The sequence below is a fragment of the Pseudoalteromonas phenolica genome (genome assembly GCF_044788725.1).
In the GTDB taxonomy this organism is placed as follows: Bacteria; Pseudomonadota; Gammaproteobacteria; order Enterobacterales; family Alteromonadaceae; genus Pseudoalteromonas; species Pseudoalteromonas phenolica_C.
Genome location: NZ_CP173161.1, coordinates 220,330 through 244,794 on the forward strand (window position 1 = coordinate 220,330; position 24,465 = coordinate 244,794).

Sequence of the window (24,465 nt, forward strand, 5' to 3'; positions counted from 1 at the left end):
TTAAGTTTTTGCTAATAGCAGTGGTATTTAGTGCAACAATGAGATGTTGTTATCATGGCTTAGATGCCAGTAATGCTGTTCTTACAAGAACAGGTTGGGTCAAAGATCAGCAAGCTGAGGAACCCCATGGCTTACTCTTATTCTGAAAAGAAACGTATCCGTAAGGATTTTGGTAAACGTCCACAAGTTTTGGATATACCTTTCTTACTGTCTACACAGTTAGAATCGTTCAAAAAATTCTTGAATCCTGACGCTGTAGGCGACTATGGACTGGAAGCTGCATTCCGTTCTGTTTTCCCTATTAAAAGCTACTCGGGTAATTCTGAGCTCCAATACGTAAGTTACCGTATTGGCGAGCCAGTATTCGATGTAAAAGAATGTCAAATTCGCGGCGTGACTTATTCTGCTCCACTTCGCGTAAAATTACGTCTTGTGCTAATGGATAAAGATGCACCAGGCACAGTTAAAGACATTAAAGAGCAAGAAGTTTACATGGGCGAAATCCCGCTCATGACTGATACCGGTACTTTTGTAATCAATGGTACAGAGCGTGTTATCGTTTCTCAGCTACACCGTTCACCTGGTGTATTCTTTGATAACGACCGTGGTAAGTCACACTCTTCAGGTAAAGTACTTTATAACGCACGTGTTATTCCTTACCGTGGTTCATGGTTAGACTTTGAATTCGACGTTAAAGATAATCTATACGTACGTATTGACCGTCGTCGTAAATTACCTTCGTCTATTATTTTACGTGCTTTAGAGTTCACGACTGAAGAAATCTTAGCAATGTTCTTCGAAACAACAACGTTCGAAGTTGCTAATGGTAAAGTATTAATGGAGCTTGTTCCTTCACGTTTACGTGGTGAAACGGCTGCATTTGATATTAAAGATAAAGACGGCGAAGTGATCGTTGAAGCAGGTCGTCGTGTAACTGCTCGTCATATTAAGACTCTTGAAAAGAAAGAAATTACGCAGCTTGAAGTACCACATGAGTACATCATTGGCCGTGTAGTAGCGAAAAACTACATCGATGAGTCGACAGGTGAAATCATCGCTGAAGCGAATGCTGAACTTTCACTTGAGCTAATGGCTGAGCTAGTAAAAGCAGGTCACTCACAAATTGAAACGTTGTATATCAACGAAGTAGATAGTGGTGCGTATATCTCTGATACATTACGTATTGATTCATCTACAAATCGTCTAGAAGCGCTTGTAGAAATCTACCGTATGATGCGCCCTGGTGAGCCACCAACGAAAGAAGCTGCAGAAGCTTTATTCGAAAACCTATTCTTCTCTGAAGAACGTTATGACCTATCAACTGTAGGTCGTATGAAATTCAATAGCCGTGTTGGTTATGATTCAGATACAGGCCCAGGTACACTGAGCAAAGAAGATATCGTTTCAGTAATGAAAGTATTGATCGATATTCGTAACGGTAAAGGTGAAGTGGATGATATCGACCACCTAGGTAACCGTCGTATCCGTTCTGTAGGTGAAATGGCTGAAAACCAATTCCGCGTTGGTTTAGTACGTGTTGAACGTGCTGTACGTGAGCGTTTAAGCTTAGGTGATCTTGACAACGTAATGCCTCAAGACCTAATTAACGCGAAACCTATTTCAGCAGCAGTTAAAGAATTCTTTGGCTCTTCACAGCTGTCTCAGTTCATGGACCAAAACAACCCGCTTTCAGAAGTAACGCACAAGCGTCGTATTTCTGCATTAGGTCCGGGTGGTCTTACACGTGAGCGTGCTGGCTTTGAAGTTCGAGACGTACACGTAACGCACTACGGTCGTGTTTGTCCTATCGAAACGCCTGAAGGTCCAAACATCGGTCTAATCAACTCTCTTTCTACATACGCACGTACTAACGATTATGGTTTCTTAGAGACACCATACCGTAAAGTTGTTGATGGTGTAGTAAGCGATGAAGTTGATTACCTATCAGCTATCGAAGAAGGTCAATTCGTAATCGCACAGGCGAACACGAACCTGAACGACAGCAATGAATTTATTGATGAGTTAATCCCATGTCGTCACAAAGGTGAATCGACATTTATGGGTCGTGATGACATCCAATATATGGACGTATCACCTCAACAGGTTATCTCAGTTGCAGCAGCACTAATCCCATTCCTAGAACACGATGATGCTAACCGTGCACTAATGGGATCGAACATGCAACGTCAAGCAGTACCAACACTACGCGCTGATAAGCCGTTAGTAGGTACAGGTATCGAGCGTACACTAGCAAAAGATTCTGGTGTAACAATCGTTGCTAAGCGTGGCGGTGTTGTTAAGTATGCTGACGCAAGCCGTATCGTAGTTAACGTAAATGAAGAAGAGCGCATCCCAGGTGAAGCGGGCATCGACATTTACAACTTAACTAAATACACACGTTCTAACCAAAACACGTGTATCAACCAGAAGCCAACTTGTATGGTTGGTGAGCCGGTTGTGCGTGGTGACGTATTAGCAGATGGTCCTTCGACTGACTTAGGTGACTTAGCACTAGGTCAAAACCTTCGCGTGGCATTCATGCCATGGAATGGTTATAACTTCGAGGATTCAATCTTACTATCTGAGAACGTTGTAAAAGAAGATCGTCTAACAACAATCCATATTCAAGAACTTCAGTGTATCGCACGTGATACTAAGCTTGGTCCTGAAGAGATCACAGCTGATATTCCAAATGTAGGTGAGTCTGCACTTGGTAAACTGGATGAGTCTGGTGTTGTTTACATCGGTGCAGAAGTAAAAGGTGGCGACATCCTTGTAGGTAAAGTAACACCTAAAGGCGAAACGCAACTAACTCCTGAAGAAAAGCTACTACGTGCTATCTTCGGTGAAAAAGCATCTGATGTTAAAGACAGCTCACTACGCGTACCAAACTCTGTAACTGGTACAGTTATTGACGTACAAGTATTCACTCGTGACGGCGTTGAAAAAGACAAGCGTGCGTTAGAAGTTGAAGACATGCAGCTTCGTGAAGCGAAGAAAGACTTCAACGAAGAGTTCAGAATTCTTGAAGGCGGTATTTTAACACGCGTACGTACATTGCTTGTACAAGCGGGTCTAAGTGAAGAAAAAGTAGCTGAGCTAAGCACTGACAAGCTACTTACTCAAAGCCTAGCTGATGAACAGCAACAAGCTGATCTTGAGCAACTTGCTGCACAGTACGATGAGCTTAAAGCTGAATACGACAAGAAGTTCGAAAACAAGCGTCGCAAGATCACTCAAGGTGATGACCTAGCACCTGGCGTACTTAAGATTGTTAAAGTATACCTAGCTGTTAAACGTCGTATCCAACCAGGTGATAAGATGGCTGGTCGTCACGGTAACAAAGGTGTTATCTCGACAATCGTACCAGTAGAAGACATGCCATACGATGATAAAGGTCGTACTGTAGATATCGTACTTAACCCACTGGGTGTACCATCTCGTATGAACATCGGTCAGATCTTAGAAACACACATGGGTCTGGCTGCACGTGGTATCGGTGAAACGCTAGAAGAGATGATGAAAGAGCAGCGTGAAATTCACGAAATGCGCGATTTCATTGCAAAAGCTTACGCTGTAGGTGATTGCCGTCAGAAAGTTGATATTGCTAGCTTCTCTGATGATGAAGTTCGTCGTCTTGCGAACAACCTGAAAGGTGGTCTACCTATCGCGACTCCTGCATTCGATGGTGCACGTGAATCAGAGATCAAAGACCTACTTGAGCTAGGTGGTTACCCACGTAGCGGTCAGGTAACGCTATATGATGGTCGTACTGGTGATGCGTTTGAGCGTCAAGTAACCGTTGGTTACATGTACATGCTGAAACTAAACCACTTAGTAGACGACAAGATGCACGCGCGTTCTACTGGTTCTTACAGCCTTGTAACTCAGCAGCCGTTGGGTGGTAAGGCGCAGTTCGGTGGTCAGAGATTCGGTGAGATGGAGGTATGGGCATTAGAAGCATACGGTGCTGCCTATACACTTCAAGAGATGCTGACAGTTAAGTCAGATGACGTAAATGGTCGTACTAAGATGTATAAGAACATCGTTGACGGTAACCACAAGATGGAACCGGGTATGCCAGAGTCATTCAACGTATTGTTGAAAGAAATCCGCTCACTAGGTATCAACATCGAGTTGGAAGAAAATTAATCCGACAGCCGCAGCTTAGCTGCGGCTCCCCCGGACTGAAAGAATGTAGGGGCAAGCTCTGCTTGCCCTCGAGATTAACTCCGACAGGAGAGCTAAGGTGAAAGACTTACTTAAGTTTTTGAAGCAACAAAATAAGACCGAAGAATTTGATGCGATCCGCATCGGTCTTGCTTCACCAGACATGGTACGTTCTTGGTCTTACGGCGAAGTTAAAAAGCCTGAGACAATTAACTATCGTACGTTCAAGCCTGAGCGTGACGGCTTATTCTGTGCCCGTATTTTCGGCCCAGTAAAAGATTATGAGTGTTTATGTGGTAAATATAAGCGCTTAAAGCACCGTGGTGTTATTTGTGAAAAGTGTGGCGTAGAAGTTACTTTAACTAAAGTACGTCGTGACCGTATGGGTCACATTGAGCTTGCAAGCCCAGTTGCACATATTTGGTTCCTTAAATCACTACCTTCTCGTATCGGCCTAATGCTTGATATGACGCTTCGTGACATCGAACGCGTACTTTACTTCGAGTCATTCGTGGTAACTGAGCCTGGTATGACAACGCTTGAGCGTGGTCAGCTATTAGGTGAAGAAGAGTACCTAGATGCATTAGAAGAGCACGGTGACGAATTTGAAGCTAAGATGGGTGCAGAAGCTGTACTTGATCTATTACGCGAGCTTGACCTTGGTCAGCTTATCGCAGAAATGCGTGAAGAGTTACCAACAATCAACTCTGAAACTAAGCGTAAGAAGATCACTAAGCGTCTTAAGCTAATGGAATCTTTCCACCAATCAGGTAACAATCCTGAGTGGATGGTAATGAGTGTACTACCAGTACTTCCACCAGATTTACGTCCTCTAGTTCCACTAGATGGCGGTCGTTTTGCAACGTCTGATCTGAATGACCTTTACCGTCGTGTTATTAACCGTAACAACCGTCTTAAGCGTCTACTAGACTTAGCTGCACCAGATATCATCGTACGTAACGAAAAGCGCATGTTACAAGAAGCGGTTGATGCGCTACTTGATAACGGTCGTCGCGGTCGTGCGATCACAGGTTCTAACAAGCGTCCACTTAAGTCGCTTGCAGACATGATCAAAGGTAAGCAAGGTCGTTTCCGTCAAAACCTTCTAGGTAAGCGTGTTGACTACTCAGGCCGTTCTGTAATCACCGTTGGTCCTACGCTTAAGCTTCACCAGTGTGGTCTTCCTAAGAAGATGGCTCTTGAGCTATTTAAGCCATTCATCTACGGTAAGCTAGAGCGTCGCGGTATGGCGACAACTATCAAAGCTGCGAAGAAGATGGTTGAGCGTGAAGTGCCAGAGGTTTGGGACGTACTTGACGAAGTGATCCGTGAGCACCCAGTTTTACTAAACCGTGCACCAACACTTCACCGTCTTGGTATCCAAGCGTTTGAACCAGTTCTAATCGAAGGTAAAGCAATCCACCTACACCCATTAGTGTGTGCGGCATATAACGCTGACTTCGATGGTGACCAAATGGCGGTACACGTACCGTTAACATTAGAAGCACAGCTAGAAGCGCGTGCCCTAATGATGTCTACGAACAACATTCTTTCACCTGCGAATGGTGAGCCTATCATCGTACCTTCACAGGACGTTGTATTAGGTCTTTACTACATGACGCGTGATCGCATTAATGCGAAAGGCGAAGGTATTGTATTTAAAGATGCGAAAGAAGCTGAAAAAGCATACCGTACAGGTGTTGCTGAACTTCATGCTCGCGTTAAAGTTCGTATTACAGAAACTGTTATTTCAGAAGAAACTGGTGAGCGTTCAACGTCAACAACAGTTGTAGATACAACAGTAGGTCGTGCGATTCTATCATTAACTATTCCTGAAGGTTTACCGTTTGAGCTTATTAACCGTGCTCTAGGTAAAAAGCAAATTTCAGGTCTATTAAATGAGTGTTACCGTCGTCTAGGTCTTAAAGACACCGTTGTGTTTGCTGACCAAGTGATGTACACAGGTTTCCACTACGCAATGAAGTCGGGTGTTTCTATCGGTATTAACGATATGGTAATCCCACCGACTAAAGCAGGTATCATTGAAGCTGCTGAAGCGGAAGTATCTGAAATCAACCAGCAATTCCAGTCTGGTCTTGTAACTGCGGGTGAAAAGTACAACAAAGTTATCGATATCTGGTCACGTGTTAACGAAAACTTATCACGTGAGATGATGGCGAACTTATCGAAAGATACCGTTGTAAACGCGCAAGGTGAAGAAGAAGAGCAAGACTCTTTCAACTCAGTATTCATGATGGCCGACTCGGGCGCTCGTGGTAGTGCTGCTCAGATCCGTCAGTTAGCGGGTATGCGTGGTCTAATGGCACGTCCAGATGGCTCAATCATCGAAACACCAATCACGGCGAACTTCCGTGAAGGTCTAAACGTACTTCAGTACTTCATCTCGACGCACGGTGCGCGTAAAGGTCTAGCCGATACAGCACTTAAGACAGCGAACTCGGGTTACCTAACTCGTCGTCTAGTAGATGTTGCACAAGACTTAGTTATCACTAACGCGGACTGTGGCACGTTAGACGGTCTAACAATGAAGCCACTAATCGAAGGTGGTGACGTTGTTGAGCCACTTCGCGAGCGTGTTCTAGGTCGTGTTGTTGCTGAAGACATCTTAAAGCCAGGTACTGACGAAGTGCTTGTTGAACGTAACATTATGCTTGACGAAAAGCTGTGTGACCTTTTAGAAGAGCACTCAGTAGACGAAGTACGTGTACGTTCAGTTATCACATGTGATAACGATTACGGTGTATGTGCTAACTGTTACGGTCGTGACCTAGCACGTGGTCACATCATTAACGCAGGTGAATCTGTAGGTGTTATCGCTGCTCAATCAATCGGTGAGCCGGGTACACAGCTTACGATGCGTACGTTCCACATCGGTGGTGCTGCATCAAGAGCATCAGCAGAAAACAGCGTACAAGTTAAAAACAACGGTAGCCTGAAGTTACATAATGCAAAATATGTATTAAACACAGACGGTAAGATTGTTATCACTTCACGTTCAACAGAAATCACTGTTATTGACGAGCATGGTCGTGAGAAAGAGCGTTATAAAGTACCTTATGGTGCTGTTCTTTCTGTACAAGATGGTGCAGAAGTTAAAGGTAACGATATCGTTGCGACTTGGGATCCGCACAGTCACCCAATCATTCTTGAGCATGAGTCAAAAGTGTCATTCTCTGACATCGATGACAGCAACACAGAAGCACAGACTGATGATCTAACAGGTTTAACACGTGTAGTTGTTAAAGACCTAGCTAAGGTAAACGCAAAAGAGCCTAAGTTAATCATTGAGAACGAAGAGCGTGGCCTTCAAGAGATCCGCCTACCTTCATTCACAACGATTGAAATCTCTGATGGCGCGACAGCGGCACCAGGTCAGGTTCTAGCTCGTATTCCACAGGAAGGCTCGAAAACTCGTGACATCACGGGTGGTCTACCTCGAGTTGCTGACTTATTTGAAGCGCGTAAGCCAAAAGATCCTGCAATTCTTGCAGAAATCACAGGTGTTGTGAGCTTCGGTAAAGAGACAAAAGGTAAGAAGCGTCTTGTGATCACACCTGAACAGGGTGATGCATACGAAGAGATGATCCCGAAATGGCGTCAACTTAACGTGTTCGAAGGTGAGATGGTTTCTAAAGGTGAAGTTATCGCCGATGGTCCAGAGTCTCCACACGACATCCTTCGTCTTCGTGGTGTAACTGATGTATCAAACTACATCGTTAACGAAGTACAAGAAGTTTACCGCTTACAGGGTGTAAAGATTAACGATAAGCACATCGAAACGATCATTCGCCAAATGCTACGTAAGTGCATCATCTTAGACGGTGGTGATACTGAGTTCTTAGCAGGTGAACAAGTTGAAGTGGCGCGCGTTAGCATTGCAAACCGTGAGTTAGAGAAGCAAGGTAAGATCCCAGCTAAGTACGAAATTCAGCTGATGGGTATTACTAAAGCGTCTCTTGCAACAGAATCTTTCATTTCTGCAGCATCGTTCCAAGAAACAACACGTGTTCTTACGGAAGCAGCAGTAAATGGTAAGAGCGATGAGCTACGAGGCTTGAAAGAGAACGTAATCGTAGGCCGTCTGATCCCAGCCGGTACAGGTTTCGCGTATCACCAAGAGCGTATGAACCGTCGCAAGCAAGCTGAGCTTCCAGTTGAAGAGCAAACAGTAAGTGCTGAAGAGGCAACTCAAGCACTAACTGATGCACTGAATGCTGATCTATTAGGTGGCGAAGAGTAATTCTTCCCACTAAATAGCAAAAGATAATACGGGCAAGCCTGAGAAATCAGGCTTGCCCGTTATTTTTTGGTTGACAGCTCAATCTTTGCTCATTAAAATTCCGCCACCCATTTATTCGTTCGAATAAAAGAATGTTTAAATAGGGCAGATTTTTTCATTTTTCAGTAGTAATTAATCAGGAGCTATTTAATGGCAACTATTAACCAGCTAGTGCGTAAGCCACGTCGTAGCAAGGTTACAAAGAGCAACTCTGCTGCTCTTAAAGCTTGTCCACAGAAACGTGGTGTATGTACTCGTGTATATACAACAACACCTAAGAAACCAAACTCTGCATTACGTAAAGTAGCGCGTGTACGTTTAACTAATGGTTTCGAAGTAACTTCATACATCGGTGGTGAAGGTCACAACCTTCAAGAACACAGTGTTATCCTAATCCGTGGTGGTCGTGTTAAAGACTTACCGGGTGTACGTTTCCACACTGTTCGTGGTGCACTTGACTGTGCAGGCGTAAATGACCGTAAACAAGGTCGTTCTAAGTACGGTGCTAAACGCCCTAAGGGCTAATGGTTCTCCGTTAGTAAGGCCAAGCACTTAAATTTTTAATTTTTATATTTTGTTTTGGGAGTCGCTGAAGTAAAGCGAACCTGAAGATACCGGAGAAATAAAATGCCTAGAAGACGCGTTATAGGTCAACGTAAAATTCTTCCAGATCCTAAGTTCGGATCAGAACTTCTTGCTAAATTCGTTAACGTAGTAATGTTAGACGGCAAGAAATCTACTGCTGAAAAAATCGTTTACGGTGCGTTAGACGTGGCTGCTGAGAAATCAGGCAAGTCGCACCTAGAAATCTTTGAAGCTGCACTTGACAATGTTCGCCCACAGGTTGAGGTTAAATCTCGCCGTGTAGGTGGTTCAACATACCAAGTACCAGTTGAAGTACGTCCAGTACGTCGTAACGCATTAGGTATGCGTTGGTTAGTTGACGCTTCTCGTAAGCGTGGCGAAAAGTCAATGGGCTTACGTCTTGCTCAAGAGATGCTTGATGCAGCTGACAACAAAGGCACTGCGGTTAAGAAACGTGAAGACGTTCACCGTATGGCTGAAGCGAACAAAGCATTCGCTCACTACCGTTGGTAATCTGCTAACAGCCTTTAAGAGGAAATTATGGCACGTACAACTCCTATTGAGCGCTACCGCAATATCGGTATTTGTGCTCACGTAGATGCAGGCAAAACCACCACAACAGAACGAGTTCTGTTCTACACAGGTCTTTCTCATAAGATTGGTGAAGTTCATGATGGTGCTGCAACTATGGACTGGATGGAGCAAGAGCAGGAGCGTGGTATTACTATTACTTCTGCTGCTACCACGTGTTTCTGGAAAGGTATGGATGCTCAGTTTGATGAGCATCGCATTAATATCATTGATACTCCAGGACACGTAGACTTCACTATCGAAGTAGAACGTTCATTACGTGTACTAGATGGTGCAGTTGTGGTGTTATGTGCTTCGTCAGGTGTACAACCACAAACGGAAACAGTTTGGCGTCAGGCCAATAAATACGAAGTTCCGCGTATGATCTTCGTAAATAAAATGGACCGTACAGGCGCTGACTTCCTAGCAGTTGTGGATCAGGTGAAGAACCGTTTAGGTGCGACACCTGTGCCAATTCAGTTACCAATTGGTGCTGAAGACGAATTTAAAGGTGTTATTGATCTCATCAAAATGAAAGCCATCAACTGGAACGAAGCGGACCAGGGGATGACTTTCACTTATGAAGAGATCCCAGCAGACCTTCAAGACCTTGCAGAAGAATGGCGAGCAGAAATGCTTGAGTCTGCTGCTGAAGCGTCTGAAGAGCTAATGGACAAATATCTTGAAGAAGGTGACTTAAGCGAAGCTGATATTAAAGCTGCGCTACGTCAACGCACACTGGCCAATGAAATCGTGCCAATGGCTTGCGGAAGTGCATTCAAAAATAAAGGTGTTCAAGCTGTGCTTGACTCTGTAATTGAATACATGCCTTCGCCTACAGAAGTAAAAGAGATCCAAGGTATTCTCGAAGATGAATCCGAAGGAACTCGTCCAGCAGACGATAATGCGCCTTTTTCTGCATTAGCATTTAAAATTGCAACTGACCCGTTTGTTGGAACATTAACTTTCTTTAGAGTTTATTCAGGTACGGTTAAACAGGGTGATTCAGTTTATAACCCTGTAAAGGCTAAAAAAGAACGTTTAGGTCGTATCGTTCAGATGCACGCTAACTCTCGCGAAGAAATTAAAGAAGTTCGTGCGGGTGATATTGCAGCTGCGATCGGTCTGAAAGAAGTCACCACAGGTGATACGCTTTGTTCTAGCGATTCAGTTATCACATTAGAGCGTATGGAATTTCCTGAGCCAGTGATTTCTGTAGCTGTTGAGCCGAAAACTGTAGCTGACCAAGATAAAATGGGTATCGCACTAGGTAAGCTAGCAGCAGAAGACCCATCTTTCCGTGTTGAAACTGACGAAGAGTCAGGTCAAACTATCATCTCTGGTATGGGTGAGCTTCACCTTGATATCATTGTTGATCGTATGAAGCGTGAGTTTGGTGTTGTATGTAATGTGGGTAAACCGCAAGTTGCATACCGCGAAACGATTCGTGCCTCAGTGGAAGCTGAAGGTAAATTCGTACGTCAATCAGGTGGTCGTGGTCAATACGGTCATGTTTGGCTTAAACTTGAACCAATGGAAATTGCCGATGAAGACTCTCCAACTTACGAGTTCGTAAATGAAATCGTAGGCGGTGTAGTTCCGAAAGAGTACATTCCAGCAGTTGACAAAGGTATCCAAGAATCGATGAGGCAGGGTGTACTTGCTGGTTATCCACTTCTTGGCGTTAAAGCAACATTATTCGATGGTTCATTCCATGATGTTGACTCAAACGAAATGGCCTTTAAGATTGCAGGTTCTATAGGTTTCCGAAATGGTGCGCTGGAAGCAAACCCAGTTATCCTAGAACCTGTAATGAAAGTTGAAGTTATCACCCCTGAAGAAAACATGGGTGATGTAGTAGGCGACTTAAACCGTCGTCGTGGTATGATCGAAGGTATGGAAGAAGCGTTTGGCGGCTTGAAGCAAATTAATGCGCAAGTACCACTTTCTGAAATGTTCGGTTATGCAACTGATCTACGCTCTGCAACACAAGGCCGTGCTTCATACTCTATGGAATTCTCCAAGTATGCTGAAGCGGCAAAAAATGTTTCAGAGACAATAATTGCAGCTCGCGCTGTAAGATAATTTTAGTTCGGTCCGATTCATACTGGATCGGACTTTAATTTCTTTTATAGGAAATTTTTAAGATGGCAAAAGAAAAGTTTGAACGTTCGAAACCGCACGTAAACGTAGGTACAATCGGCCACGTTGACCACGGTAAAACAACTCTAACTGCAGCAATCACTAACGTACTTGCAAAAGTATACGGTGGTGAAGCGAAAGACTTCGCATCAATCGACAACGCTCCAGAAGAGCGTGAGCGTGGTATCACAATCTCAACTTCACACGTTGAGTACGATACTCCAACTCGTCACTACGCACACGTAGACTGTCCAGGACACGCTGACTATGTTAAAAACATGATCACTGGTGCTGCACAGATGGACGGCGCGATCCTAGTAGTTGCGGCTACTGACGGTCCTATGCCTCAAACACGTGAGCACATCCTACTTTCTCGTCAGGTTGGTGTACCTTACATCATCGTATTCATGAACAAATGTGACATGGTTGACGACGAAGAGCTACTAGAGCTAGTAGAGATGGAAGTTCGTGAACTACTTTCTGAGTACGACTTCCCAGGTGATGACCTACCACTAATCCAAGGTTCAGCTCTTAAAGCACTAGAAGGCGAGAAAGAGTGGGAAGACAAGATCGTAGAGCTTGCAGAAGCACTAGATTCTTACATCCCAGAGCCAGAGCGTGACATCGATAAGCCATTCATCATGCCTATCGAAGACGTATTCTCAATCCAGGGTCGTGGTACAGTAGTAACAGGCCGTGTTGAAGCTGGTATCATCAACGTGAACGACGAAGTTGAAATCGTAGGTATCAAAGAAACTACGAAGACAACTTGTACGGGTGTTGAAATGTTCCGTAAGCTTCTAGACGAAGGTCGTGCAGGTGAGAACATCGGTGCACTACTACGTGGTACTAAGCGTGACGAAGTTGAGCGTGGTCAGGTTCTATGTAAGCCTGGTTCAATCAAGCCGCACACTAAGTTCACTTCAGAAGTATACGTACTATCTAAAGATGAAGGTGGCCGTCATACTCCATTCTTCAAAGGCTACCGTCCACAGTTCTACTTCCGTACAACTGACGTAACAGGTAACGTAGAGTTACCAGAAGGCGTAGAAATGGTAATGCCTGGTGACAACATCAAGATGACTGTTGACCTAATCGTACCAATCGCGATGGACGAAGGTCTACGTTTCGCTATCCGTGAAGGTGGCCGTACAGTTGGTGCTGGTGTTGTAGCTACAATCGTAGAATAATCTACAGATTGCAGTAACACTGTGAAAAGGTCACTTCGGTGGCCTTTTTTAATGCCTGTAATTTAGTACAGCCTATGAATGTGGCGCACTTTACCAATTAGGTACTAGTGTTGTAGCAACTATCGTTGAGTAATATCGACTTTAGTTAATGCCACAAAGCATTAAAAAAACCCGAGCTTAGGCTCGGGTTTTTTGTTTTTAGGGATATAAAACTAAGAAACTTTAGAAGCTGTGAAACTTGCTCCAGGCTAGTTCTGAGTTGTGAATCATCCATGAAGCTGGGTTCCATCGCGCATTCATGCGCTCACCTCTTCCTGCTGCGAAGCTTCGGTGACTTCAGGCGCTCCCTGCCTTACGCTCTTCGAGCCAGCATAGCTGTTCAAAAATATTCCCGATATTTTTGTCGGTCAGTCATCGCCCTTGCGCAAAAGGAATGAGAGTGCTGCGCACTTTGTCATTAAACTTTTGCACTACAAAGGAATATAGTACTGCTATCAGCATGTCCACAAACCATAATTACTAAATTAGTAGTCAGAAATCCTTAAATAAACACATAACTAATTAGATGCTCTGGAACTGTTATTAAACAGAAAGTAGATACACCATGAATAAACAAAATAGTGCTGTTAGCATTCTTCTTAGTATAGTTATGGAATCCTAATATGGGTGTAAATCAAATTTATTGCTCAAAATAGTGCAATAAAACAGCGTTAAAGTATCAAAAACAGACGTTTCGTTTAAAATACACGCGAACAGTCAGTTTTTTGCATTTTTCTTTAAAAAAGGGCTTGCGTAATTTTCTGCTCTCCCTATAATTCGACCCCACTGACACGGGGCGAGACGCTGAAAAGCAAATCAAAACGATGTCGAGTCAAATAAAACTTAATCTTAAATAACTTTTTAAAATTAAGTGTTGACATAAAAAGTGAAGTCGTTATTATGGCGCTCCACTTCGCAGCAAGGCTGCGGTAACTAACCAAGGTTGGTTGCACTGTTCTTTAAAAATATGAAGCAATCATCTGTGTGGGCACTCGTACAGGTTGAGTTCTAACAGCTCTTGATTCAGGAGCAAAAAAATTAGAGTCTCAAATGTAACTGAGTGACTTCATAGTCAATTCGATTCGAAAGAATCAAAATCAGAATTCATTGAGCATGGTTTGGGGTTTACTTCAAACAAAAAACTTTTAATTGAAGAGTTTGATCATGGCTCAGATTGAACGCTGGCGGCAGGCCTAACACATGCAAGTCGAGCGGTAACATTTCTAGCTTGCTAGAAGATGACGAGCGGCGGACGGGTGAGTAATGCTTGGGAATATGCCTTAGGGTGGGGGACAACAGTTGGAAACGACTGCTAATACCGCATAACGTCTACGGACCAAAGGGGGCTTCGGCTCTCGCCCTTAGATTAGCCCAAGTGGGATTAGCTAGTTGGTGAGGTAATGGCTCACCAAGGCGACGATCCCTAGCTGGTTTGAGAGGATGATCAGCCACACTGGAACTGAGACACGGTCCAGACTCCTACGGGAGGCAGCAGTGGGGAATATTGCACAATGGGCGCAAGCCTGATGCAGCCATGCCGCGTGTGTGAAGAAGGCCTTAGGGTTGTAAAGCACTTTCAGTAAGGAGGAAAGGTTAGTAGTTAATACCTGCTAGCTGTGACGTTACTTACAGAAGAAGCACCGGCTAACTCCGTGCCAGCAGCCGCGGTAATACGGAGGGTGCGAGCGTTAATCGGAATTACTGGGCGTAAAGCGTACGCAGGCGGTTTGTTAAGCGAGATGTGAAAGCCCCGGGCTCAACCTGGGAACTGCATTTCGAACTGGCAAACTAGAGTATGATAGAGGGTGGTAGAATTTCAGGTGTAGCGGTGAAATGCGTAGAGATCTGAAGGAATACCGATGGCGAAGGCAGCCACCTGGGTCAATACTGACGCTCATGTACGAAAGCGTGGGGAGCAAACGGGATTAGATACCCCGGTAGTCCACGCCGTAAACGATGTCTACTAGGAGCTGGGGTCTTCGGACAACTTTTCCAAAGCTAACGCATTAAGTAGACCGCCTGGGGAGTACGGCCGCAAGGTTAAAACTCAAATGAATTGACGGGGGCCCGCACAAGCGGTGGAGCATGTGGTTTAATTCGATGCAACGCGAAGAACCTTACCTACACTTGACATACAGAGAACTTACCAGAGATGGTTTGGTGCCTTCGGGAACTCTGATACAGGTGCTGCATGGCTGTCGTCAGCTCGTGTTGTGAGATGTTGGGTTAAGTCCCGCAACGAGCGCAACCCCTATCCTTAGTTGCCAGCGATTCGGTCGGGAACTCTAAGGAGACTGCCGGTGATAAACCGGAGGAAGGTGGGGACGACGTCAAGTCATCATGGCCCTTACGTGTAGGGCTACACACGTGCTACAATGGCGTATACAGAGTGCTGCGAACTTGCGAGAGTAAGCGAATCACTTAAAGTACGTCGTAGTCCGGATTGGAGTCTGCAACTCGACTCCATGAAGTCGGAATCGCTAGTAATCGCGGATCAGAATGCCGCGGTGAATACGTTCCCGGGCCTTGTACACACCGCCCGTCACACCATGGGAGTGGGTTGCTCCAGAAGTAGGTAGCTTAACCTTAGGGAGGGCGCTTACCACGGAGTGATTCATGACTGGGGTGAAGTCGTAACAAGGTAGCCCTAGGGGAACCTGGGGCTGGATCACCTCCTTAACGATTTAGAACAGATTTGTTCGTAGTGTCCACACAGATGATTGTTAGTTAGCTCTATAGCTAATTAATATTGCTCTTTAAAAATTTGGAAAAGCTGATAATTAATTCTTTTAGAAGAAATTCTAAAAAGAGTTTTCAAAAGTAAAACAATGCCGATAAACATTAAGTTGTTTATTAGCGTCTACTTTAGTATTCAATATTAACTTCTGGCGAAGTTAAAACTGTCTTTGACGATACAAACCATTTTGGGTTGTATGGTTAAGTGACTAAGCGTACACGGTGGATGCCTTGGCAGTTGGAGGCGATGAAGGACGTACTAACTTGCGATAAGCCTAGTCAAGCCAGTAAGAGGCGCTTGAGACTAGGATTTCCGAATGGGGAAACCCACCTGCTTGCAGGTATCGTTAACTGAATACATAGGTTAACGAGGCGAACGCGGAGAACTGAAACATCTAAGTACCCGTAGGAAAAGAAATCAACCGAGATTCCGAAAGTAGCGGCGAGCGAAATCGGACTAGCCCTTAAGCTTTAGTGTAGTTAGTGGAACATTCTGGAAAGTTTGACGATACAGGGTGACAGTCCCGTACACAAAAACTTATCTAAAGTGAAATCGAGTAGGTCGGAGCACGTGAAACTTTGACTGAATATAGGTGGACCATCATCTAAGGCTAAATACTCCCAACTGACCGATAGTGAACCAGTACCGTGAGGGAAAGGCGAAAAGAACCCCTGTGAGGGGAGTGAAATAGAACCTGAAACCGTGTACGTACAAGCAGTAGGAGCCCTTCGAGGGTGACTGCGTACCTTTTGTATAATGGGTCAGCGACTTATATTTTGTAGCGAGGTTAACCGTTTAGGGTAGCCGTAGCGAAAGCGAGTCTTAACTGGGCGTTGAGTTGCAAGGTATAGACCCGAAACCCGGTGATCTAGCCATGGGCAGGTTGAAGGTTGAGTAACATCAACTGGAGGACCGAACCCACTAACGTTGAAAAGTTAGGGGATGACCTGTGGCTTGGAGTGAAAGGCTAATCAAACCGGGAGATAGCTGGTTCTCCCCGAAATCTATTTAGGTAGAGCCTCGGACGAATACTTACGGGGGTAGAGCACTGTTAAGGCTAGGGGGTCATCCCGACTTACCAACCCTTTGCAAACTCCGAATACCGTAAAGTAATATCCGGGAGACACACGGTGGGTGCTAACGTCCATCGTGGAGAGGGAAACAACCCAGACCGTCAGCTAAGGTCCCAAAGTGTATGTTAAGTGGGAAACGATGTGGGAAGGCTAAAACAGCTAGGAGGTTGGCTTAGAAGCAGCCATCCTTTAAAGAAAGCGTAATAGCTCACTAGTCGAGTCGGCCTGCGCGGAAGATGTAACGGGGCTAAACATACCACCGAAGCTACGGCTGCATACATTAGTATGCGGGGTAGGGGAGCGTTCTGTAAGTGGCTGAAGGTGTGCCGGGAGGCATGCTGGACATATCAGAAGTGCGAATGCTGACATGAGTAACGATAATGCGGGTGAAAAACCCGCACGCCGGAAGACCAAGGGTTCCTATCCCATGTTAATCAGGGTAGGGTAAGTCGACCCCTAAGGCGAGGCTGAAGAGCGTAGTCGATGGGAAACGGGTTAATATTCCCGTACTTGGAATAATTGCGATGGGGGGACGGAGCAGGCTAATCAAGCATGGCGTTGGTTGTCCATGTGAAAGGCTGTAGGCTGGTGACTTAGGAAAATCCGGGTCGCTAAGGCTGAGAGTCGAGACGAGCACCTACGGGTGTGAAGTTGATGATGCCCTACTTCCAGGAAAAGCCTCTAAGCTTCAGATTATTTCGAATCGTACCCCAAACCGACACAGGTGGTCAGGTAGAGAATACTAAGGCGCTTGAGAGAACTCGGGTGAAGGAACTAGGCAAAATTGTACCGTAACTTCGGGAGAAGGTACGCTGTTGTTGGTGATGAGACTTGCTCTCTAAGCTGACGATAGCCGCAGTGACCAGGTGGCTGGGACTGTTTATTAAAAACACAGCACTGTGCAAAATCGTAAGATGACGTATACGGTGTGACACCTGCCCGGTGCCGGAAGGTTAATTGATGGGGTTAGTCTTCGGACGAAGCTCTTGATCGAAGCCCCGGTAAACGGCGGCCGTAACTATAACGGTCCTAAGGTAGCGAAATTCCTTGTCGGGTAAGTTCCGACCTGCACGAATGGTGTAACCATGGCCACGCTGTCTCCACCCGAGACTCAGTGAAATTGAAATCGCAGTGAAGATGCTGTGTACCCGCGGCTAGACGGAAAGACCCCGTGAACCTTTACTACAGCTTGGCACTGAACATTGAGCCTACATGTGTAGGATAGGTGGGAGGCTTTGAAGTGGCGACGCCAGTTGTCATGGAGCCATCCTTGAAATACCACCCTTGTATGTTTGATGTTCTAACATAGGTCCCTAATCGGGATTGTGGACAGTGCCTGGTGGGTAGTTTGACTGGGGCGGTCTCCTCCCAAAGAGTAACGGAGGAGCACGAAGGTTGGCTAAGTACGGTCGGACATCGTACGGTTAGTGTAATGGTAGAAGCCAGCTTAACTGCGAGACAGACACGTCGAGCAGGTACGAAAGTAGGTCATAGTGATCCGGTGGTTCTGAATGGAAGGGCCATCGCTCAACGGATAAAAGGTACTCCGGGGATAACAGGCTGATACCGCCCAAGAGTTCATATCGACGGCGGTGTTTGGCACCTCGATGTCGGCTCATCACATCCTGGGGCTGAAGTCGGTCCCAAGGGTATGGCTGTTCGCCATTTAAAGTGGTACGCGAGCTGGGTTTAGAACGTCGTGAGACAGTTCGGTCCCTATCTGCCGTGGGCGTTTGAGAATTGAGAGGGGCTGCTCCTAGTACGAGAGGACCGGAGTGGACGAACCGCTGGTGTTCGGGTTGTGATGCCAATTGCATTGCCCGGTAGCTACGTTCGGAATCGATAACCGCTGAAAGCATCTAAGCGGGAAGCGAGCCTCGAGATGAGTTCTCACTTTAACTTTAAGTTAACTGAAGGGCCGTTGGAGACTACAACGTTGATAGGCTGGGTGTGGAAGTGTAGTGATACATTAAGCTAACCAGTACTAATTACCCGTGAGGCTTAACCATACAACGCCAAAGTGGTTTTAGCTCAGAAGCTAATATGAACTGAAGTAGAAAGTTTTAAGAATTATCAGATTTTTTCCAGATTTTAAGTTAATTGCGAAAGCGATTAGCGCACCGAATTTCCTGGTGACTATAGCGTTTTGGAACCACCTGACCCCATGCCGAACTCAGAAGTGAAACGAAACAGCGTCGATGATAGTGTGGGCTTCCCATGTGAAAGTAGAACATCGCCAGGGCCTAATTAAAGAAACCCGTTGCAGATATGCAGCGGGTTTTTTGCGTTTAAGTCCCTCAATATCAGCTAAAATGGTTTATCTCACCTTGCGCAAAAGAAGCGCTCTCACTGCGTTCTCAGTCGCTAATTTTGCACGATAGCGTCGATGATAGTGTGGGTCTCCCATGTGAAAGTAGAACATCGCCAAGCACCTATTTATAGAAAGCCCGATTCGAAAGAGTCGGGCTTTTTGCGTTTAAGGTGCTAAATCGTCTTGCACAGTGATGAGATTGTAAGCAGTGATAAAAAGACGAATTATACCATTCCGCTTAAATATCTGATCTAATAGAAGTCATATAAAATCACCAACTCAATAACGTTGAACACAAACATATCTGAACAGCTTTTATCGCTTTCCCGAAAAGAACCCAACGCACGAAAGCGCATTCGATTGCTTGCCGTGTCATTATTTTATGAGGGCAATAGTAGAGCCGACATTGCAAAACGCCTTAATACTGCACGAAGTAGTGTTAATAAATGGGTCTCTAGTTACCTAGAGCATGGCCTCGATGGCTTAGACAATAAGCCTATTCAAGGGCGTCCATCTAGACTCCAACAACCACAGCTTGAGCAACTGTCTGAGTTTATAAAGCGCGCAAACTCAGACCTTCAAGGTGGCCGTCTAACCGGTGACGACATTGTGCAATACATTAGCACCGAGTTTGGCGTTCATTACCACTTAAATCATGTCTATAAAATACTAAAACAGCTTGGCTTTAGCTGGATCACAAGTCGCTCGAAGCATCCTAAGCAATCACAGCAGAGGCAAGAAGCTTTTAAAAAACTTTCTACTGGAAACGATCCTTCACACTCCAGGCCACCTTCCTCTTGACCGTATCGATGTCTGGTTTCAGGATGAAGCTCGATTTGGTCAGCAGAACCCGACTACACGCATTTGGGCTGAAACAGGAACACGGCCAAGGATTGTGAAACAACAACAGTTTGAATACGGGTACTTATTTGGTGCAGTATGTCCTGCCACAGGCCAAACTGAAGCGTTAGTAAGTCCATTTGTAAATAAAGAAGCGATGAGGCAGCATATGCGTCAAATATCACAAGCTACACCAGTTGGCAGGCATGCAGTTGTGATTATAGACGGCGCAGGCTGGCATACAGATGATACTGCGGCAGAATTCAGCAACTTAACGCTCATAAAACTTCCTCCTTATTCACCAGAGCTAAATCCAATAGAACAAGTATGGAGCTGGATACGACAACATTGTTTATCCAATAGAGTGTTTTCTGGCTATGACGACATAGTTGATGAAGTTTCAAAAGCATGGAATCAATTTATTTCACTACCGGATCGAGTGAAGAAGATGTGCAGCCGAGAATGGATAAAGCTGACTTAATCTTTATGCGGAATGGTATTAGCGCAAGGTGAAGTGAGCAACCTTCACCGTGGTTCGTCCTGACGACTGCGACTCTTTTCATAATCATTATCAATACACCCTCAACTCCACCTAAACTAGCTCAGTTCACCTTGCGCAAAGCAAACGTATTCGCTCCGCTCATTGTCGTTAGCACTTTGCACTTTCTTGCACTAATACCAATCCGCAATAACACTTAATCATTTTGAGGGATTAAACCTGATGATAGCTGCGTTAAAGATTTCTCATTTAGAACAACTAAATAACGAAATATTTGCCTTGCTACCAACAAGGTTTTCTTGCCTCAAAATAGACCACTTAGTTAAGCGGATTGGTATAAATCTATCCAGATTTAATTTGCCATTTTTAGATAACTGTATATACTCACAGTATCTTTACCTGTATGGAAAACCAGTTGTATGCGACCACTAACGAAACGACAAGAACAAGTATTTGAACTCATCAAAGTCTTTATCAAAGATACAGGTATGCCTCCTACGCGTGTTGAAATAGCCGATGCACTTGGTTTTAAGAGTGCTAATGCTGCTGAGGAGCATTTAAAAGCTCTAGCAAAGAAAGGAGTTATTGAAATGGTGCCTGGTGCAAGCCGAGGCATTCGCTTGGTTGACGATGGATCATCTGAAGATACGGGCCTCCCTCTAATCGGTAAGGTAGCTGCCGGTGAACCAATTCTTGCTCAAGAACACATTGAAAGTCACTTCGATGTAGATCCAAGCCTCTTTAAGCCTGCGGCTGATTACTTACTCCGAGTTGACGGCATGAGTATGAAAGACATTGGAATTCTTGATGGTGACCTTTTAGCTGTTCATAAAGCCCAAGTGGCACAAAATGGTCAAGTTGTTGTAGCGCGTGTTGACAATGACGTTACAGTTAAAAGACTTGAACAAAAAGGAAGTAAAGTGTATTTACATGCTGAAAATGAAGAGTTTTCAGCTATTGAGGTTGACCTAGAGCATGAATCTTTTGCGATTGAAGGCCTTGCAGTTGGTGTAATCAGAAATTCTAACTGGATGTAATTTATTCGTTTTAATATTATCGGGTTAGTTGCCTTTTCTTTGCTTTCTACCTATAACTAACCCTCATCTCTTCTAAATTTACGTTTTCATATATCAAATTCTTCTATTTTGGTTTCTTGCTTATTGTTTATTTATTGACTAATTGTTAATAGGTCATGTATTGCCTTCGACTTTAGTCGGATCCTATGACGGTCATCCAATAATTCTAACTGCGAACTTCAGGTTGAAGTCGATAAATGGGGGCGTCGTATGAAAATAAGTAGTCTTGCTTATTTGCTTAGTTTTCTACTCTTTAACTCAGTAGCTGTTGCTAACAGTGACTATAACATGCGCAAAGGCGTAACAGATGTCAGTCATAGTGTCTATGAACTACACATGACGATATTTCTAATTTGTTGTGTTATTGGCGTAATTGTATTTTCGATAATGTTCTGGGCTTTAATTAAACACCGAAAGTCCAAAGGAGCTGTAGCTGCTCAGTTTCATGAAAGTACAAAGGTAGAAATTATTTGGACAGCAATCCCTTTTCTAATCCTTGTAATTATGGCTATACCAGCAACTAAAACGCTCATAGCTATGGAGGACACCAGTAAAGCTGATATTACGATTAAGGTTACAGGTTCTCAATGGAAGTGGCATTACGAGTATCTGGGTCATGATGTTGATTTCTATTCTGTTCTTTCAACACCTTTGTCTCAAGTCAATAACGAAGAGTCAAAGTCTGAGACATACCTTTTAGATGTAGACAAGCCACTCGTTATTCCTACAAATAAAAAAGTACGATTCTTAATGACTTCTGATGATGTTATTCACTCATGGTGGGTACCTGACTTTGCGGTTAAGAAAGATGCCAACCCAGGTTTTATTAATGAAGCTTGGACAAAAGTTAATGAAGAAGGTGTTTATAGAGGCCAGTGTGCTGAACTGTGTGGTAAAGACCATGGGTTTATGCCGGTAGTTGTAGAGGCTGTTTCGCCAGAACAGTTTGATACTTGGTTAGCTGAACAGCAGCAAGCTAAAACTGCTGCGGCTAAAGAAGCTGAAGCTCTATTATCGCAGACATTAAGTAAAGAAGAGCTCATTGCAGAAGGGCAAACAGTTTATATGGGTTATTGCGCTGCGTGCCATCAACCTACGGGCCTTGGTTTACCAGGCGTATTCCCTGCTCTAAAAGATAATGCTGTGGTGAAAGGAGATCTAGATGCGCATATAGATGTTTTACTTAATGGCCGCCCAGGCACAGCTATGCAGGCTTTTGCCAAGCAGTTAACTGTTAAGCAAATAGCAGCTGTGATTACTTATAAGCGTAATAGCTGGGGAAATGATACTGGGGAGGTTATTCAACCGAGCCAAGTTCAAGCATTTATTGATAAAACATCGGGAGAATAATCATGAGTACTCAAGTTCAAAGCTCAGAGCATGCTCATGAAGAGCATTTAACAGGAATTAAACGTTGGTTGTTTACTACTAATCATAAAGAAATCGGTTCTCTTTATCTGATCTTCTCACTTGTCATGTTTTTGATTGGCGGGGCGATGGCCATGGTGATCAGAGCAGAATTATTTCAACCTGGTTTGCAGCTTGTTGATCCCCATTTCTTCAATCAGATGACGACAGTACATGGACTAATCATGGTTTTTGGTGCGGTTATGCCGGCATTCACGGGTCTGGCAAACTGGATGATCCCTATGATGATTGGTGCGCCAGATATGGCACTACCCAGAATGAATAACTGGAGTTTTTGGATTTTACCTTTTGCGTTTGCAATATTGCTCGCGTCGTTATTTATGGAAGGTGGTGGCCCTGCTTTTGGTTGGACTTTCTATGCTCCCCTTTCAACTACTTATAGCAATGATAATACTGCACTGTTTGTGTTTGCTGTGCATATTATGGGTATTAGCTCCATTATGGGCGCGATCAATGTCATTGTAACTATCGTAAATTTGCGTGCCCCAGGTATGACTTGGATGAAGCTCCCCTTGTTTGTATGGACTTGGCTAATCACCGCATTTTTACTTATTGCCGTTATGCCTGTTTTAGCTGGAGCAGTAACCATGGTATTGACGGATAAATATTTTGGTACGAGTTTCTTCAGCGCTGCGGGAGGTGGTGATCCAGTTATGTTCCAACATATATTCTGGTTCTTTGGTCACCCTGAAGTGTACATTATGATCCTGCCTGCTTTTGGCATTATTTCTACGATCGTTCCTACCTTTTCTCGCAAAAAACTGTTTGGTTATTCTTCTATGGTTTATGCGACCTCTTCTATTGCATTTTTGTCTTTTATTGTTTGGGCACATCATATGTTTACGACGGGTATGCCGTTAGCGGGAGAGTTATTTTTCATGTATGCGACTATGTTGATATCAGTACCAACAGGAGTGAAAGTATTTAACTGGGTTGCAACTATGTGGCGGGGCTCGATCAGCTTTGAAATTCCAATGATGTTCTCTATCGCATTCATCGTGTTATTTACTTTAGGTGGATTCTCTGGGCTGATGCTGGCTATTACTCCTGCCGATTTCCAATACCATGATACCTACTTTGTTGTGGCGCATTTCCATTATGTACTTGTTACAGGCGCGGTATTTTCAATTATGGCAGCTGTCTACTATTGGTTACCTAAGTGGACAGGTCATATGTACTGTATTGCGACAGCAAAATGGCATTTTTGGATGTCTCTGATCAGTGTGAATATTTTGTTTTTCCCAATGCACTTCGTTGGTCTAGCTGGTATGCCAAGACGGATCCCTGATTATGCTCTGCAATTTGCCGATTTTAACGCGATTATTAGTATTGGCGGTTTTGCATTTGGTTTATCTCAGCTGATTTTTGTTTGGTGTGTTATTAAGTGTGTGAAAGGTGGTGAGACTGTGCCAGATAAAGTGTGGGATGGTGCCGAAGGGCTAGAGTGGCAAGTACCTTCACCTGCGCCTTTACATACATTTAGTACACCACCAGAGGTTAAGTAA

Annotated in this window: 10 protein-coding genes and 3 rRNA genes; all 13 read left to right on the plus strand. The window is 44.4% G+C overall.

Features of this window, described 5'->3' with window-relative positions; all coding sequences use genetic code 11:
* The first annotated feature begins 126 nt into the window (after positions 1 to 126).
* The 13 genes from rpoB (at position 127) to ctaD (ending at position 24,465) form a co-directional block, all read left to right on the plus strand.
* Positions 127 to 4,152, plus strand: coding sequence for a DNA-directed RNA polymerase subunit beta (gene rpoB / locus ACH784_RS01055; protein WP_404392769.1), 4,026 nt, complete (start codon positions 127 to 129; stop codon positions 4,150 to 4,152).
* A 97-nt stretch (positions 4,153 to 4,249) separates the two neighbouring features.
* Positions 4,250 to 8,431, plus strand: a complete 4,182-nt coding sequence (rpoC, locus tag ACH784_RS01060; protein WP_404392771.1) for a DNA-directed RNA polymerase subunit beta' — start codon at positions 4,250 to 4,252, stop codon at positions 8,429 to 8,431.
* A gap of 189 nt (positions 8,432 to 8,620) precedes the next feature.
* Entirely contained in the window at positions 8,621 to 8,995 is a 375-nt protein-coding gene (rpsL, locus tag ACH784_RS01065) for a 30S ribosomal protein S12 (protein WP_010387308.1), read from the plus strand.
* Positions 8,996 to 9,097: 102 nt separating this feature from the next.
* On the plus strand, positions 9,098 to 9,568 hold the full coding sequence (gene rpsG, locus ACH784_RS01070; RefSeq protein ID WP_404392774.1) for a 30S ribosomal protein S7: 471 nt from the start codon (positions 9,098 to 9,100) through the stop codon (positions 9,566 to 9,568).
* A 27-nt stretch (positions 9,569 to 9,595) separates the two neighbouring features.
* A complete protein-coding gene (gene fusA / locus ACH784_RS01075; protein WP_404392776.1) occupies positions 9,596 to 11,710 on the plus strand; it encodes an elongation factor G in 2,115 nt (704 codons plus the stop codon).
* Positions 11,711 to 11,772: 62 nt separating this feature from the next.
* On the plus strand, positions 11,773 to 12,957 hold the full coding sequence (gene tuf, locus ACH784_RS01080; RefSeq protein ID WP_404392685.1) for an elongation factor Tu: 1,185 nt from the start codon (positions 11,773 to 11,775) through the stop codon (positions 12,955 to 12,957).
* A gap of 1,185 nt (positions 12,958 to 14,142) precedes the next feature.
* Positions 14,143 to 15,675: ribosomal RNA gene (locus ACH784_RS01085) — 16S ribosomal RNA — on the plus strand.
* 256 nt (positions 15,676 to 15,931) lie between these two features.
* Positions 15,932 to 18,815: ribosomal RNA gene (locus ACH784_RS01090) — 23S ribosomal RNA — on the plus strand.
* Positions 18,816 to 18,934: 119 nt separating this feature from the next.
* Positions 18,935 to 19,048 (plus strand): 5S ribosomal RNA (gene rrf, locus ACH784_RS01095).
* Together the 16S, 23S and 5S rRNA genes form the textbook arrangement of a ribosomal RNA operon.
* A 369-nt stretch (positions 19,049 to 19,417) precedes the next feature.
* Positions 19,418 to 20,438 (plus strand): IS630 family transposase gene (locus ACH784_RS01100; protein ID WP_404395127.1). Its coding sequence is split into 2 segments (ribosomal slippage): positions 19,418 to 19,870 and positions 19,872 to 20,438, totalling 1,020 coding nucleotides; the frame shifts between segments, so codons are not numbered across the junction.
* A gap of 437 nt (positions 20,439 to 20,875) precedes the next feature.
* Positions 20,876 to 21,493, plus strand: coding sequence for a transcriptional repressor LexA (lexA, locus tag ACH784_RS01105; RefSeq protein ID WP_404392778.1), 618 nt, complete (start codon positions 20,876 to 20,878; stop codon positions 21,491 to 21,493).
* 249 nt (positions 21,494 to 21,742) lie between these two features.
* Positions 21,743 to 22,882 carry a cytochrome c oxidase subunit II gene (gene coxB / locus ACH784_RS01110; protein ID WP_404392780.1) on the plus strand — a complete coding sequence of 380 codons (1,140 nt, stop codon included), beginning with the start codon at positions 21,743 to 21,745 and terminating at the stop codon, positions 22,880 to 22,882.
* A 2-nt stretch (positions 22,883 to 22,884) separates the two neighbouring features.
* Positions 22,885 to 24,465 carry a cytochrome c oxidase subunit I gene (ctaD, locus tag ACH784_RS01115; RefSeq protein ID WP_404392782.1) on the plus strand — a complete coding sequence of 527 codons (1,581 nt, stop codon included), beginning with the start codon at positions 22,885 to 22,887 and terminating at the stop codon, positions 24,463 to 24,465.